The 15,876-nt window shown below is 64.9% G+C and carries 12 protein-coding genes; 7 read left to right on the top strand and 5 right to left on the bottom strand.

Annotated elements, in window-relative coordinates:
- The first annotated feature begins 17 nt into the window (after positions 1-17).
- The 5 genes from fadA to F3J43_RS16735 all read left to right on the top strand — a co-directional run bounded on the left by fadA (position 18) and on the right by F3J43_RS16735 (position 5,197).
- Positions 18-1,193, top strand: a complete 1,176-nt coding sequence (fadA, locus tag F3J43_RS16715) for an acetyl-CoA C-acyltransferase FadA (protein WP_166888830.1) — start codon at positions 18-20, stop codon at positions 1,191-1,193.
- 78 nt (positions 1,194-1,271) lie between these two features.
- Positions 1,272-1,523 (top strand): DUF1653 domain-containing protein, encoded by a 252-nt coding sequence (locus F3J43_RS16720; protein WP_166888833.1) that lies wholly within the window; start codon positions 1,272-1,274, stop codon positions 1,521-1,523.
- Positions 1,524-1,623: 100 nt separating this feature from the next.
- Positions 1,624-4,233, top strand: coding sequence for a type I DNA topoisomerase (gene topA, locus F3J43_RS16725; protein ID WP_166888836.1), 2,610 nt, complete (start codon positions 1,624-1,626; stop codon positions 4,231-4,233).
- A gap of 157 nt (positions 4,234-4,390) precedes the next feature.
- Positions 4,391-4,912, top strand: coding sequence for a DUF6586 family protein (locus tag F3J43_RS16730; protein WP_166888839.1), 522 nt, complete (start codon positions 4,391-4,393; stop codon positions 4,910-4,912).
- 51 nt (positions 4,913-4,963) lie between these two features.
- Positions 4,964-5,197 (top strand): hypothetical protein, encoded by a 234-nt coding sequence (locus F3J43_RS16735; protein ID WP_166888842.1) that lies wholly within the window; start codon positions 4,964-4,966, stop codon positions 5,195-5,197.
- 51 nt (positions 5,198-5,248) lie between these two features.
- On the opposite strand, the gene sulA is transcribed toward F3J43_RS16735, so the two are convergent.
- Together sulA and lexA are read right to left on the bottom strand one after the other, a co-directional pair.
- Entirely contained in the window at positions 5,249-5,725 is a 477-nt protein-coding gene (sulA, locus tag F3J43_RS16740; protein ID WP_166888845.1) for an SOS-induced cell division inhibitor SulA, read from the bottom strand.
- A 13-nt stretch (positions 5,726-5,738) separates the two neighbouring features.
- Positions 5,739-6,347, bottom strand: coding sequence for a transcriptional repressor LexA (gene lexA / locus F3J43_RS16745; RefSeq protein WP_166888848.1), 609 nt, complete (start codon positions 6,345-6,347; stop codon positions 5,739-5,741).
- 219 nt (positions 6,348-6,566) lie between these two features.
- Between lexA and F3J43_RS16750 the strand changes: the two genes are divergently transcribed.
- Positions 6,567-7,271 carry a TetR/AcrR family transcriptional regulator gene (locus tag F3J43_RS16750; RefSeq protein WP_166888851.1) on the top strand — a complete coding sequence of 235 codons (705 nt, stop codon included), beginning with the start codon at positions 6,567-6,569 and terminating at the stop codon, positions 7,269-7,271.
- A 156-nt stretch (positions 7,272-7,427) separates the two neighbouring features.
- Complete coding sequence (nagZ, locus tag F3J43_RS16755) at positions 7,428-8,438, top strand: beta-N-acetylhexosaminidase (RefSeq protein ID WP_166888855.1); 1,011 nt, start codon at positions 7,428-7,430, stop codon at positions 8,436-8,438.
- A 106-nt stretch (positions 8,439-8,544) separates the two neighbouring features.
- Here nagZ and F3J43_RS24340 read toward each other — a convergent pair whose 3' ends face one another.
- From F3J43_RS24340 to mfd, 3 genes are read right to left on the bottom strand one after another with little or no spacing between them, the layout of a single operon-like run.
- The gene (locus F3J43_RS24340; RefSeq protein WP_166888858.1) at positions 8,545-11,847 is read right to left on the bottom strand and encodes a DEAD/DEAH box helicase; all 3,303 of its coding nucleotides are present in this window, start codon (positions 11,845-11,847) and stop codon (positions 8,545-8,547) included.
- A 1-nt stretch (position 11,848) separates the two neighbouring features.
- On the bottom strand, positions 11,849-12,409 hold the full coding sequence (locus F3J43_RS16765) for a CsiV family protein (RefSeq protein WP_166888861.1): 561 nt from the start codon (positions 12,407-12,409) through the stop codon (positions 11,849-11,851).
- 9 nt (positions 12,410-12,418) lie between these two features.
- A complete protein-coding gene (gene mfd / locus F3J43_RS16770) occupies positions 12,419-15,844 on the bottom strand; it encodes a transcription-repair coupling factor (RefSeq protein WP_502706616.1) in 3,426 nt (1,141 codons plus the stop codon).
- Positions 15,845-15,876: the final 32 nt, after the last annotated feature.

Genomic DNA, 15,876 nt, shown 5'->3' on the forward strand with positions numbered 1-15,876 from the left:
AGAGCGAGAATATTGATATGAGCCTGAATCCAAGAGACGTGGTGATTGTCGACTTCGGTCGCACGCCGATGGGTCGTTCCAAGGGCGGCATGCACCGCAATACCCGTGCCGAGGACATGTCGGCGCACCTGATCAGCAAGTTGCTGGAGCGCAACGACAAGGTCGATCCAAAAGAGGTCGAGGACGTGATCTGGGGCTGCGTCAACCAGACCCTGGAGCAGGGCTGGAACATCGCGCGCATGGCGTCGCTGATGACCCCGATCCCGCACACCTCGGCGGCCCAGACCGTCAGCCGCCTGTGCGGCTCGTCGATGAGCGCGCTGCACACTGCCGCCCAGGCGATCATGACCGGCAACGGCGACGTGTTCGTGGTCGGTGGCGTCGAGCACATGGGGCACGTCAGCATGATGCACGGCGTCGATCCCAACCCGCACCTGTCCTTGCACGCTGCCAAGGCTTCCGGGATGATGGGCCTCACTGCCGAGATGCTGGGCAAGATGCATGGCATCACCCGTGAGCAACAGGATCTGTTCGGCCTGCGTTCGCACCAGCTTGCCCACAAGGCAACGGTCGAAGGCAAGTTCAAGGACGAGATCATCCCGATGCAGGGTTATGACGAGAGCGGCTTCCTGAAGGTCTTCGATTTCGACGAGACCATTCGCCCGGAAACCACCCTCGAAGGCCTGGCATCGCTCAAGCCGGCGTTCAACCCGAAAGGGGGGACCGTCACTGCCGGTACCTCGTCGCAGATCACCGATGGTGCCTCGTGCATGATCGTCATGTCGGGTCAGCGCGCGATGGACCTGGGGATCCAGCCGCTGGCGGTGATCCGTTCCATGGCCGTGGCCGGGGTCGATCCGGCGATCATGGGCTACGGTCCGGTTCCGTCGACGCAGAAAGCCCTCAAGCGCGCTGGTCTGACCATCGCCGACATCGACTTCTTCGAGCTCAACGAAGCCTTCGCGGCGCAGGCCCTGCCGGTGCTGAAGGATTTGAAAGTGCTCGACAAGATGGATGAGAAGGTTAACCTGCATGGCGGCGCCATCGCCCTGGGTCACCCGTTCGGTTGCTCTGGTGCGCGGATTTCCGGCACCTTGCTCAACGTCATGAAGCAGAATGGCGGTACCCTGGGCGTCGCGACCATGTGTGTCGGCCTGGGCCAAGGCATTACCACTGTCTTCGAACGCGTCTGATCGCGTAGCGGGACAGCAGCCGGGGCCATGTGCCCCGGTTTTTGTTTTTTTCAGGATATGTTCAAGAGGGCGAGCGACATGCAGATACAACCTGGCGTGTACCGGCATTACAAAGGCCCTGAGTACCGTGTTTTCAGTGCGGCGCGCCATTCCGAGAGTGAAGAGTGGATGGTGTTCTACCAGTGTCTGTACGGTGATTACAGCTTCTGGGTCAGGCCGCTTTCGATGTTCCAGGAATCGGTCGAGGTTGACGGCGAGCAGGTGCCACGCTTTGCTTTGGTCAAGGCCGAAGAATGCTTGCCTGAGCTGCACGGCAAGGCGCACGAGTGATCGACCGCGCTTGACCTCGCTCTTTTGCCACTATATATAGCGGTGCCGCGTCCGGCACCTGACGCGTTTTTCATCTTCAGATTCAGGAATACTCCGATCCATGGGCAAATCGCTGGTCATTGTGGAATCCCCGGCCAAGGCCAAGACCATCAACAAGTACCTGGGCAGCCAGTACGTGGTGAAGTCGAGTATCGGCCATATCCGAGACCTTCCCACCAGCGGTTCCGCCAGTGCGAGCAAGGAACCGGCGGCCAAGCGTGGCAAGGCTGCGGCCGAGGCACCGGCGCTGTCGCCGAAGGAAAAGGCCCGGCGCACCCTGGTGGCGCGCATGGGGGTCGACCCTGAGGCGGGCTGGAAAGCCAAGTACGAGATCCTTCCCGGCAAGGAGAAGGTGATCGAAGAGCTGCGCCGCCTGGCGAAAGACGCCGACACCATCTATCTCGCAACCGACTTGGACCGCGAAGGGGAAGCCATCGCCTGGCACCTGCGCGAAGCCATTGGCGGCGACGACAGTCGCTACAAGCGCGTGGTGTTCAACGAGATCACCAAGAAAGCCATCCAGGAAGCCTTCTCGCAGCCGGGCGAACTCGATATCGATCGGGTCAATGCCCAGCAGGCGCGTCGCTTCCTCGATCGCGTGGTTGGCTACATGGTTTCGCCGCTGCTGTGGGCCAAGATCGCCCGCGGCCTCTCCGCCGGCCGTGTGCAATCGGTGGCGGTGAAGCTGGTGGTCGAGCGTGAGCGCGAGATTCGAGCGTTCAATCCGGAAGAGTACTGGGAGGTCCACGCCGACCTGGGTACCACCAAGAACGCCAAGGTGCGTTTCGAGGTGGCGCGCGAGAAGGGTGAGGCCTTCAAGCCGCTCAACGAAGCCCAGGCCATGGCCGCGCTGGAGAAGCTCAAGTCGTCCAGCTACAGCGTCAGCAAGCGCGAGGACCGGCCGACCAGCAGCAAGCCTTCGGCGCCCTTCATCACCTCCACCCTGCAGCAGGCCGCGAGCAACCGCCTGGGCTTCGGGGTGAAGAAGACCATGATGATGGCCCAGCGTCTGTACGAAGCGGGCTACATCACTTACATGCGTACCGACTCGACCAACCTGTCGACTGACGCGGTCGAGATGGCGCGCAGCTATATCGAGAGCGAATTCGGCAAGCAGTACCTGCCGGCCGCGCCGATCGTCTATGGCAGCAAGGAAGGCGCCCAGGAAGCGCACGAGGCGATCCGGCCGTCCGACGTCGCTACCCACCCGACCAAGCTCAGCGGCATGGAGCGGGACGCCGAGCGCCTGTACGAGCTGATCTGGCGCCAGTTCCTGGCCTGCCAGATGCCGCCGGCGCAGTACCTGTCCACCAGCGTCACCGTAGTGGCTGGCGACTTCGAGCTGCGCGCCAAGGGCCGTATCCTCAAGTTCGACGGTTACACCCGTGTCCTGCCGCAACAGAGCAAGCCGGGCGAGGACGACGTGCTGCCGGAAATGGCCCAGGGCGAGGCGCTCAAGCTGATCCAGCTCGACCCCAGCCAGCACTTCACCAAGCCGCCGGCGCGTTTCACCGAAGCGAGCCTGGTCAAGGAGATGGAAAAGCGTGGCATCGGTCGTCCATCGACCTATGCGGCGATCATCTCCACCATCCAGGACCGCGGCTATGTGACCCTGCACAACCGTCGTTTCTACTCCGAGAAGATGGGCGATATCGTTACCGAGCGTTTGTCGGAGAGTTTCGCCAATCTGATGGACTACGGCTTTACCGCCGGCATGGAAGAGAACCTCGACGATGTGGCCCAGGGCGAGCGCGACTGGAAGAACGTGCTCGACGAGTTCTACGGCGACTTCAGCAAGAAGTTGCTGACCGCCGAGTCCAGCGAGCACGGCATGCGTGCCAATCAGCCGACCCCGACCAACATTGCCTGTAAGGAATGCGGTCGCCCGATGATGATCCGTACCGCTTCCACCGGTGTGTTCCTCGGTTGCTCGGGCTACAGCCTGCCGCCGAAGGAGCGTTGCAAGGCAACCGTGAACCTGGTGCCGGGTGACGAGATCGCAGCCGACGACGAGGGTGAGTCCGAGTCGCTGGTACTGCGTGGCAAGCACCGCTGCCCGATCTGCGCCACCGCGATGGATGCCTACTTGCTCGACGAGAAGCACAAGCTGCATATCTGCGGTAACAATCCAGATTGCGCAGGCTACGAGATCGAAGAAGGCAACTACCGTATCAAGGGTTACGAAGGGCCGAGCCTGGAGTGTGACAAGTGCGGCAGCGAGATGCAGCTCAAGACTGGCCGTTTCGGCAAGTTCTTCGGGTGCACCAATCCTGCATGCAAGAACACCCGCAAGCTGCTCAAGAGTGGCGAGGCAGCGCCACCGAAGATGGACAAGGTGGACATGCCGGAGCTCAAGTGCGAGAAGGTCGATGATACCTACGTGCTGCGTGATGGCGCTTCCGGGTTGTTCCTGGCTGCCAGCCAGTTCCCCAAGAACCGCGAGACCCGTGCGCCGCTGGTGCTGGAGATCGTGCCGCACAAGCATGAGATCGATCCGAAGTACCACTTCCTCTGCGATGCGCCGCAGAAGGACCCTGAGGGTCGTCCGGCGGTGATTCGCTACAGCCGCAAGACCAAGGAGCAGTACGTGCAGTCCGAGGTCGATGGCAAGCCGACCGGCTGGAAGGCGTTCTACGACGGCAAGGCCTGGAAGGTCGAAGACAAGCGCTGATCCGGGTTTCTGCCTATCGCGGGGCAAGCTCGCTTCCACAGGTTCTATCTGGAGCCAGTGGGGGCGGACTTGCCCCGCGATCGTTTGTGCTTGCGGTAATGTCGGGCAATCCCCGACACTGCGTCATCGCCTTGTTGCCTATGGGAGGTCATTGCGCATGACCCAGGAACTCTACACCCGCACCAATCAGAAACTGTTCTTTGCCGGTCTCGCGCTGGAGTCCATGGCCAAGGCTGGCGCAAGTGGGGCGATGAACGCCCAGGGCCTGGTGCAGGCCGAGCGTGAGTCGGCACTGTTCCACCTGTATGGCGCGCTGCTGGGGCTTTGCCACGAGATCGCCGGTTTCTACCGCCTGCCGCAGGCGAGTGCGCCACGTGCGGAGCTGTTGCTCGACGACGAGACGCTGCAGAGCGTGGCGATCCCGGAAATGGCAGAGATGCTCGAGTTGGCCCGCCAACCGGAAACCTGGCTGGCCCGTCTGCTCAGTGCTTATGCCGATTTGTTCCTACCGCCGGTCGCAAGGAAAGTCGCCAAAGCCGATGTCACCCAGCCGCTGATTCAGGCTGTGAACCTGGATGAAACCGAGTCGGTGGCGCTTTCCCGCGAGGAGCTCGAGGCCTGGCGGCAGGACCTCAAGGGGTTGGTGAGACGATTCCGCGAAGCGTTGAGTGAGTGCTGACAACATCTGCGGCTGGTACAATGCCGGCCTTTCGTGAAAAGCAGGCCCTATATGTCAACGTCCTTTCTAGAAATTGTCGAGTTGCCGGATGGTCGGATCGAACTGCGTCGAGCCGAAGATGAAGGTTCCCTGGTGACCCTGGATTTCTCCGAGGATGCCAAGGCATTCCTGCAAGGACAGCATGTGGAGGTGGCCAAGGCCATGCTCAGCGTTGGGGTGCAGATGGCTGGGCGTCTCGTGGAAGGCGAGCTCGAGCATGACGAGGGGCCGCGAGTCCTGCACTGACCCTGGGCCGGGGTATTTTACGGCGAGCAGCTAACAGGCAAAGCCTGGACATCAGCCGAGGCGGATGTTCAGGCTTTGTGCGTTTCCGAGGGCTGCGGCGCGCAGCAGTTGCTGGCGCGTGTTGTTGTTGACGTTGCCCAGCCAGCTGACCACGGTATGGCTGCGGCCCAGGCGCAGGGCCTCGCAGGCCAGTTGCAGGGCGGTCTGCCGACCGCTTGGCTGCAGCAGCAGGATGCGCTCGCGGTTCAGGCCGGCATCGCGTAGCCAGGTCTGGGTCAGGCTGCCTGGTGGTGCGATGAGGGTAAGCCAGCGATTGTCGTCTTCTTCGCTGAGTTCACGCAGGATCGGCGCCAGCAGGCTCTGACAGTGACCGGGCGCGCCGCGCAAGGCCAGCTCGCTGAACAGTTCGGGCTGTTGCTTGCGAGGTTGCTCGCTGGCCTTGAGTCCTGGCAGTACCGGTTGTGCGAGGAAGGCCTCGAACAGCGGGAGCTGGGCTGGCGACGGTGAGGCATGAGTGAACGGCTGCATGAGACCTCCTGGGTCAGCGGCGCAGGACGCCGACGCTCAAGCCCTCGATCACCAGCTCCTGTTCCTTCAGGTCGACTTCGATAGGGGCGAATTCGGGGTTTTCGGCGAGCAGCCAGACCTTGCTGCCCTCGCGCTTGAAACGCTTGACGGTGACTTCATCACCGATCCGGGCGACTACCACCTGGCCATTGCGGGCCTCGCGGGTGGTGTGCACGGCCAGCAGGTCGCCGTCGAAGATGCCGATGTCCTTCATGCTCATGCCGTGCACGCGCAGCAGGTAGTCGGCGCGGGGATGGAAGAAGGCCGGGTTGATGTTGCAGGATTCCTCGATGTGCTGCTCGGCGAGAATTGGTGCACCCGCAGCGACGCGACCGATGATGGGCAGGCCGTTGTCCTCGCTCTTGGCTTCATGGCCGGGGATGCGGATGCCGCGCGAGGCGCCAGGGGTCATCTCGATGGCGCCCTTGCGGGCCAGGGCCTTGAGATGCTCCTCGGCGGCGTTGGGCGACTTGAAGCCCAGCTCCTGGGCGATCTCGGCGCGGGTCGGCGGAAAACCGTTGTCGTCGAGGCAGCGTTTGATGAAAGCCAGAATCTCGGCTTGGCGTGGCGTCAGTTTCAGCATGGGCGAGGGCTCTGTCTTTTTATACAGTGACTGGGATTATATACAGTGCGAAGCCCGCTGCAAGCCACTCGTTGCAAGAAATCGCAGGCATCGGGCGGATCTTGTCGCTTGCGGCTTGTGGCGTGGCACTTTTAAATGGCGACCGGCCAGTCACTCGACCTTGACATGAGCAGGTCTGAAACGTATGTTTCAAACAACTGTTTGTCAGGCGGAGTAGTCATGGCCCAATCGGAAACCGTTGAACGCATCCTCGATGCGGCGGAGCAGCTGTTCGCGGAGCGCGGGTTCGCGGAAACCTCGTTGCGCCTGATCACCAGCAAGGCCGGGGTCAACCTGGCGGCGGTGAACTACCATTTCGGCTCCAAGAAGGCCCTGATTCAGGCGGTCTTCTCGCGTTTCCTCGGCCCTTTCTGCGCCAGCCTCGAGCGTGAACTGGAGCGCCGCCAGGCGCGTCCCGAGCAGAAGGCCAGCCTTGAAGAGCTGCTGGAGATGCTGGTCGAACAGGCGCTTGCGGTGCAGCCGCGCAGCAACAATGACCTGTCGATCTTCATGCGTCTGCTGGGCCTGGCCTTCAGCCAGAGCCAGGGGCACCTGCGGCGTTATCTGGAAGACATGTACGGCAAGGTGTTCCGTCGCTACATGCTGCTGGTCAACGAAGCCGCGCCGAACATCCCGCCGCTGGAGCTGTTCTGGCGTGTGCACTTCATGTTGGGCGCCGCAGCCTTCAGCATGTCGGGGATCAAGGCTCTGCGCGCCATCGCCGAGACCGACTTCGGCATCAATACCTCGATCGAGCAGGTGATGCGCCTGATGGTGCCGTTCCTGGCCGCCGGCATGCGCGCCGACAGCGGCGTCACCGACGCAGCCATGGCTGCAGCCCAATTGCGTCCGCGCAGCAAGACCAGCATCCCCGCCAAGGTCTGAGCACTGGGCGAGGCAGGGCGCTTCGGCTAAGCTAGCGCCCATGCCTGACACCCCGCGCCGTGCGCTCTGCCGGCAAGTCTCCCGTCACACTGAACCATTGGGCCTGCTGCGGTCCGATGACAGGGTGCGCCCTGGAAATGCAATGAAGGACTCTCTATGACTGCCCGCCTGCAAGGCTCCCTGATGGTGGATATCGCCGGAAAATGGCTGACCGCCGAGGACCGCCATCTGCTGCGCCAGCCCGAAGTGGCCGGCCTGATCATCTTCGCCCGCAACATCGACAGTCCGCGCCAGGTGCGTGAGCTGTGCGCGTCGATTCGGGCTATTCGCCCTGATCTGATCCTTGCCGTCGACCAGGAGGGCGGGCGGGTCCAGCGCTTGCGCCAGGGTTTCGTCCGCTTGCCGGCGATGCGTGCGATCGCGGACAACGCCAATGCCGAATACCTCGCCGAGCAGTGCGGTTGGTTGATGGCCACCGAAGTGCTGGCCGTGGGCCTGGACTTGAGCTTCGCCCCCGTGCTCGACCTCGACCATCAGCGCAGTGCAGTGGTCGGCAGCCGGGCCTTCGAGGGTGATCCTGAGCGGGCCACCCAGCTGGCGGGGGCCTTCATTCGTGGCATGAGTGCCGCTGGGATGGCCGCTTGCGGCAAGCACTTCCCCGGCCATGGCTGGGCCGAGGCCGACTCCCATGTCGCCATTCCGGTGGACGAGCGCAGCCTGGAGCAGTTGCGCGCCGCCGACCTGGTGCCGTTCGGCCGGCTTGGACGCCAACTGGCGGCGGTAATGCCGGCGCATGTCATCTATCCGCAGGTTGACAATCAGCCGGCCGGTTTCTCCCGGCGTTGGCTGCAGGACATCCTGCGTGGTGAACTGGGCTTCGACGGGGTGATCTTCAGTGATGACCTGTCGATGGCTGGCGCGCATGTGGTGGGTGATGCCGCCAGCCGTATCGAGGCGGCGCTGAGCGCTGGCTGCGACATGGGCCTGGTGTGCAACGACCGGGCGGCGGCCGAGCTGGCCCTGAGTGCGGCGCAACGGATGAAGGTCGCGCCGTCGCCGCGGATCGCGCGGATGCGCGGGCAGGGCTTCGCCCGTACCGACTACCGTCAGCAGCCGCGCTGGCTGGAGGCGCTGCGTGCGCTGAAGGATGCCCAGCTGGTCGACTGACCAGCGCTGGCCTCATCGCAGGCTTCGCCAGCTCCCATAGGGGGGGCGTATGCCGCATTGATATCCCTGTGGGAGCTGGCGAAGCCTGCGACGAACCCGCTGCGGATCAGCGCCGCTTGCCAGGCAGCGGCGCGAACAGTGCCTCGATCTCCTCGTCTCCCAGCCGCCATTGCCCGGCCTGGCCGCCGTCGAGCAGGCCGGCCGCCAGCGCTGCCTTCTCCTGTTGCAGCAACTGGATCTTCTCTTCCACCGTGCCCCGGGTGATCAGCTTGAACACGAACACCGGCTTGTCCTGACCGATGCGGTAGGCACGGTCGGTGGCCTGGCTCTCGCTGGCCGGATTCCACCACGGGTCGTAGTGGATCACCGTGTCGGCGGCGGTGAGGTTCAGGCCGGTGCCGCCGGCCTTGAGGCTGATCAGGAACACATCGCTGTCGCCGTTCTGGAACTGCTGCACCGGAGCTCGCCGGTCACGGGTGTCGCCGGTCAGCAGGCTGTAGCGGATGCCACGTTTCTCCAGTTCGAACTCGATCAGTGCCAGCATCGAGGTGAACTGCGAGAACAGCAGGACCTTGCGTCCTTCGCTGAGCAGCTCGTCGAGCATCTGCAGCAGGCTGCCGAGCTTGCCCTTGTCGGCGAAGGTGCCACTGGCTTCGGTGCCTTTGACCAGGCGCAGGTCGCAGCATACCTGGCGCAGCTTGAGCAGCGCGTCGAGGATCACGATCTGGCTGCGTGCCGCGCCGTTGCGAGAGATTTCGTCGCGAACCTTCTTGTCCATCGCCACCCGTACCGCCTCGTAGGTGTCGCGCTGCGCGTCGCTGAGCTCGACCCAGTGGATCATCTCGGTCTTGGCCGGTAGCTCGGTGGCTACCTGCTCCTTGGTGCGGCGCAGCAGGAACGGGCGGATGCGGCTGGCCAGGTGGGCCATGCGCTCGGCGTCGCCGTGACGCTCGATCGGGGTGCGATAGTCGTGGTTGAAGCGCTTGCTGTCGCCCAGCCAGCCAGGCATCAGGAAGTGGAAGATCGACCATAGCTCACCGAGGTTGTTTTCCATCGGCGTGCCGGTCAGGCACAGGCGCTGGCTGGCCTGCAGCTCGCGCAAGGCGCTGGCGGCCTTGCTGGTGCTGCTCTTGATGTTCTGCGCCTCGTCCAGCACCAGCAGGTGCCAGGATTGCGCTTTGAGGTGCTCGAGGTCACGCGGGGCGAGGGCATAGGTGGTCAGCACCAGGTCATAGTCGCCCAGTTTGCCGAAGTGCTTGGCGCGGCCGGGGCCATGCAAGGCCAGGACCCGCAGGTCGGGGGCGAAGCGCTGGGCCTCGTCGAGCCAGTTGGGCACCAGGCTGGTGGGCATCACCGCCAGCGCCGGCTGGGCTAGTCGTTCGGCCTCCTTCTCCAGCAGTACATGGGCGAGGGTCTGCAGGGTCTTGCCCAGCCCCATGTCGTCGCCGAGGATGCCGCCGGTGCCCATTTCACGCAGGGCCTGCAGCCAGTTCAGGCCCTGCTGCTGATAGGGGCGCAGGGTGGCGTTCAGCCCTTGGGGCGGCACGACCTGCAGGTCGCGGGCATCGCGCAGGCGGCGGCCGAGGTCGCGTACATGGCTGCCGCCTTCCCAGTGCAGCGGCAGGCTGTCGATCTCGTTCAGGCGCGCCGCGTCGGCGCGTTCCAGGCGCAGGCTCGGGCCGACAGTGTCCTCGTGCAGGTAGAGCTCCCCCAGGGTGCCCATCAGCGCCTTGATTCGCCCGTAGGGCAGGGCGACACGCAGTGCCGGGCTGTCGTGGCGGGCGCGGTTGAGGTCGATGAGCAGGTGTTCGTCGTCAGCGCGTCGTGCCAGTTCGCTGGGGCGCAGCAGTTCCGGGTTGCTGCGCAGCAACTGCAGGACGATGGGCAGCAGGCTGTGACGCTGGCCATCGACGACGATGCCCAGTTCCAGGTCGAACCACTCATGCCCCGGCGCCTCTTCGATGCTGGCGTACCAGTCGTCGACCTCGTGCAGGTTGAAGGCGAAGTCGCGGTGCGCGTCGATCACCCAGCCGGCCTCGCGCAGGCGTGGCAAGCCCTCGCGGGCGAAGCGCAGCCAGGTTTCGTCATCGGGTAGCTGGTACATCTCGCCTGCGCTGTCGGGCAGGGCCTTGCTCTGACGGGTAGCGGGCTTGAAGCCATGGTCGCGCAGAACCTTGCGCAGCGCCTGTTCGGCCTGGGGCTGGCGGTGGATGCGTTGGCTGGTGGTGCCGACCAGGCGACTCAGCGGTCGTTCGTCGTTGCCGCTGGCGCGCAGGCCGTCGTAGTCGAACGCCAGCGCGGCGCGGTGCTGCAGCTGTCGCTGCATGCGCCCGGTCTTGGGTGTGTAGGCGCTGAATTCCAGGCTGCCGAGGGTCAGGTGCGGGATGGGCTGGGTGTCCTCGACGTATTGTTCATCAAGGGTGGTCGGTGTCGGGAGCTTGTGATTCAAGGCGTTGAGCTTGTGGCTGAGGGGAATGACCAGGTGCTCCGGGACATCCGGGGCCAGGGTCAGTTGCAGGGCGATGTGCGGGTCGAGGCCATGTCCCAGCTTGCCGACTTCGCAGGTCAGAAGGTCGAAATAATACAGCGGCAGCAATGGCAGCACGCAGGCCAGCGGTTCGTCGCCGTGGTACCAGCGGCCGCTGTAGCTGCCGTCTTCCTGGCGCACCCAGCGGAATTCGGCATTGCGCACGGCGCCCTCGCGCAGCAGGGGCGTGGTGTCGTCGTAGACCATTCGGCCGGTGTCCAGGGCGCTCTGCAGCAGTTCGCCGCCTTCGCGTCCCTTGAGCGGGTAGCCGCGTTCCGGACCGCTGGGCAGGTTCTGTGCCGACAGCAGGCGCAGGATGCGGATGTCCTGTTCCTGCACGAAGCGTGGCGGATCATAGAGGAGCTCGTACAGCGACTGTACCCGGCTCAGGCGCAGGCCGCGGGTGTCGCGGGCGCCCTTGCGCACGCGCAGGGCACAGCCGTTGGCGTGATCCAGGCGCAGTTGGTAGCAGACCATGCGCCCATGCTTGTCTTCTTCGGCGCCCTCGACAGGGGCGGGTGGCGCCTCCAGGCCTTTGAGCCAGCGCTGCAGGTTGGCCGGCAGCGCGTCGGCGGTCGTGTGTTCCTGGTGGCTCAGGTGATAGAGCACGGCTGCGCAGTGCTTGCAGTTGTGGCCGACCGGACAACTGCACTGGCCAACGACCTGGCACTGCTGTGCGCGAATCGACAGCTCGATACGCTGGCGGTAGACCTGCTCGGCGCTGCCGATGCAACTGGCGTGAATGCGCGTGCCTTGGCAGGAGGCAATCTCTACCCGGCCTTCGTTGGCATAGCGCTCACCTCGCTCCAGGGCCGGGCCGGCGAACGAACGGGTCCAGTCGGGGTGCTCGCCGAGCAACTGGCGCAGCTCACGCTCGCTCACCTCACTGCTCCATCATCTCCGGGTCCATCATCGGCATCTTGCGCAGGCCGGCCGGTGTCACCTTGAGCAGTACCGCCAGATGCCCGCCGTCGAGGAAGGTCAGCTGGCCGGCCTTCATGTTGCTGTTGCTCTGGCGGAACTGCTCGCTGCGCAGCACGCTGCCGTTGCCGTCGAGCTGGTTGACCCAGAGGTTGGCGTTGACGGCGATGAAGCGGCTTTCCTTGATGGTCAGGTTGCCCTCGATCGGGAAGTGGCCGAACTGCTCGTCACCGGCACTCAGGGCGACGCTGTCGCCGTCCTGTTGCCAGGCCTTGTGCAGCAGGACGGTGTAGTCCGCAGTGGCCTGCAGCCGGGTCACTTCGTCGCCGAGGCCGGTCGGGCGTTCGGCGCCCTGGCCCAGGCGTGGCGCGCCGGCGCTCCAGTCTTCCGGGGCGAACGGGCTGGTGATCGCCGGTACGGCGTTCTGCCGTACCAGAACCATTTCCACCTGGTAGGGGCCTGCGGCGAGGGCGGCTGGGGTGAGCAACGCCAGCAGCAGGGGCAGGCAACGGATGGCACGCATGAAGCTTCCTTAGTGTGATTGTGGGGTCAGGCGCTCGAACAGCGCCTCCAGGGTGTTGAAGCGTTCCTCGGGGCGTTCCATCGGCACCAGGAAACGGAACTGGGTCGCACCTTCGAACTTGTAGCGCTTGGGCTGGCCCTGGATCAACTTGATCAGGGTCAGCGGGTCGACGGGGGTCTCGGCCTCGAACTCGAGCTTGCCGCCGTTGGGGCCGGCGTCGACTTTCTTGATGCCAAGCTTCTCTGCGTGCAGCTTGAGCAGGGTCAGGCGGATCAGGTTCTTGGTCGGCTCGGGCAGCAGGCCGAAGCGGTCGATCATCTCCACTTGCAGGTCCTTGAGTCCTTCTTCGTCGGCGGCCGAGGCGATGCGCTTGTAGAGGATCAGGCGGGCGTGGACGTCCGGCAGGTAGTCCTCGGGGATCAGCGCCGGCAGGCGCAGGTTGATCTCCGGGCCGCCGCCCAGGGGTTGCTCGAGGTTCGGCTGGGTACCCTTGCGGATTGCCTTGACCGCGCGCTCGAGCATTTCCATGTACAGGGTGAAACCGACCGCCTGGATCTGCCCGCTCTGGCCTTCGCCGAGCAGCTCGCCGGCACCGCGGATTTCCAGGTCGTTGGTGGCCAGGACGAAGCCGGCCCCCAGGTCCTGGGTGTTGGCGATGGCCTCCAGGCGTTTCTCGGCGTCGGCGCTGATCTGCTGGCGCGGTGGCGTGAGCAGGTAGGCATAGGCCTGGTGGTGGCTGCGTCCGACCCGGCCGCGCAACTGGTGCAACTGGGCCAGGCCGAACTTGTCGGCGCGCTCGATGACGATGGTGTTGGCGCTGGGCACGTCGATGCCGGTCTCGATGATGGTCGAGGCGATCAGCACGTTGAAGCGCTTGTGGTAGAAGTCGCTCATCACCTGCTCGAGCTCGCGTTCGCGCATCTGCCCGTGGCCGATGCCGATGCGCGCTTCGGGCACCAGTTCGGCCAGGTCGGCGGCGCATTTCTCGATGGTCTTCACGTCGTTGTGCAGGTAGTACACCTGGCCACCGCGCAACAGTTCGCGCAACAGCGCTTCCTTGACCGTGCTCTTGTTCTGTTCCATGACGAAGGTGCGCACCGACAGGCGCCGCGCCGGCGGGGTGGCGATGATCGACAGGTCGCGCATGCCCGCCACCGCCATGTTCAGTGTGCGCGGGATCGGCGTGGCGGTGAGGGTGAGGATGTCCACTTCGCTGCGCAGGGCCTTGAGCTGCTCCTTCTGGCGCACGCCGAAGCGGTGTTCCTCATCGATGATGGCCAGGCCCAGGTCCTTGAAGCGCACATCGTCCTGCAGCAACTTGTGGGTGCCGATGAGGATGTCGATCTTGCCTTCGGCGAGATCGGCGGCGGCGGCGGCCACCTCCTTGGCCGACTTGAAGCGGCTCATCACCTCGACCTTCACCGGCCATTCGGCGAAGCGGTCGCGGAAGCTGTTGTAGTGCTGTTGGGCGAGCAGGGTGGTCGGCACCAGCACCGCTACCTGGCGACCGCTGTGCACGGCGATGAAGGCCGCACGCATGGCCACTTCGGTCTTGCCGAAGCCGACGTCGCCGCATACCAGACGGTCCATCGGCTTGGGCGCCAGCATGTCGGCCCGTACCGCCTCGATCGCCGCTTGCTGGTCGGGGGTTTCCTCGAACGGGAAGCCGGCGCTGAAGGTGGCGTAATCGGCGGCCGGGTCGGCAAAGGCATAGCCTTTGCGCGCGGCACGGCGGGCATAGATGTCGAGCAACTCGGCGGCCACGTCGCGGACCTGTTCGGCGGCCTTGCGCTTGGCTTTCTGCCAGGCCTCGGAACCCAGGCGGTGCAACGGTGCCAGGGCATCATCGCTGCCGGTGTAGCGGGCGATCAGGTGCAGGTTGGCCACCGGCACGTAGAGCTTGGCGCCTTCGGCGTACTCGAGGGTGAGGAATTCGGCGGCCTGGCCGTCGATTTCCAGGGTCGCCAGGCCGAGGTAGCGGCCTACGCCGTGGTCGATATGCACGACTGGCGCGCCTTCGCGCAGCTCGGTGAGGTTCTTGATGACCGCGTCGTTGGCCGCCTCGCCGCGTTTTTCGCGGCGCCGGCGCTGCATCACGCGCTGGCCGAACAGCGGGCTTTCGGCCACCAGGGCAATGGCGGGATCGGCCAGCAGCAGGCCGTCGTCCAGCGGCGCGATGGTGATCGCCAGGCGCTCGCTGCCGGTGACGAAGTCGCTCCAGCCGTCGACGGTCTGCGGGCGCAGCTTCAGGCGCTCGAGCAGCTCCAGCAGCACTTCGCGCCGGCCGGCGGACTCGGCGGTGAACAGGACGCGGCCATCGAACTGGTCGAGGAAGTTGGACAGCTCGGCCAGCGGCTGGTTGGCCTTCGCCTCGATGGCCAGGTTGGGCAGGGCGCGGGCCGGGAAGCGCTCACGCCCGGCACCGGGTTCGATCTCTTCGCTGCTGATCACCACCCGCGGCCATTGCTTGAGGCGGGCGAAGCAGTCCTCGACCGGGAGGAACAGCTCGGCCGGTGGCAGCAGGGGGCGGGTGAGGTCGCCGCGGCGTTCTTCATAGCGCCCGCGCACGTCGTTCCAGAAATGCTCGGCGGCCTGTTCCACCCCGGGCAGGGAAAACACCTGGGTGTCCGTCGGCAGGTAGTCGAACAGGGTCGAGGTCTCTTCGAAGAACAGCGGCAGGTAGTACTCGATGCCGGCGGGGATGATGCCGCTGGTCAGGTCCTGGAAGATCGCGCTGCGGCGGAAGTCGACGTCGAAGCGTTCGCGAAAGCGTGCCTTGAAGCGGGTGACTTCTTCCTTCTGCATGGGGAATTCGCGGGCCGGCAGCAGGCGGACCGAGTCGACCTTGTCGATCGAGCGCTGGGTGTCCGGGTCGAAGGTGCGCAGGGTCTCGATCTCGTCGTCGAACAAGTCGATGCGATACGGCTGCTTGCTGCCCATGGGGAACAGGTCGATCAGCGCCCCGCGCACGGCGAACTCGCCATGTTCGTAGACCGTGTCGACGCAGCGGTAGCCGCTGGCTTCCAGGCGGGTGCGCATCTGCTCGACATCGATCTTCTGGCCGACGTCCAGCACCAGGCTGCTGCCCAGCAGGAAGCGCGTGGGGGCCAGGCGATGCAGGGCAGTGGTGATCGGCACGACGAGAATGCCGTGGTCGAGCTCCGGCAGCCGGTAAAGGCTGGCAATGCGCTGGGAGATGATGTCCTGGTGCGGCGAGAACAGGTCGTAGGGCAGGGTTTCCCAGTCGGGGAAGGGCAGCACCGGCAGCTCTGGCGCGAAGAAGCGCAGCTCCTGCTCCAGGCGATCGGCGGCCTGGCTGTCGGCGGTCAGCAACAGGGTGAAGCGACCGGCGCTGCTGGCGGCCTCGGCGACCGCCAGGCTCAAGGCGGCACCGGGCAGGTTGCCCCAGGTTTGTTTGCCGGCCGTGGCCGACATTTGCGGTAGGCGCAGAACTGACACGGGAGATC

Source organism: Pantoea sp. Cy-639, assembly GCF_011752525.1.
GTDB lineage: Bacteria > Pseudomonadota > Gammaproteobacteria > Pseudomonadales > Pseudomonadaceae > Aquipseudomonas.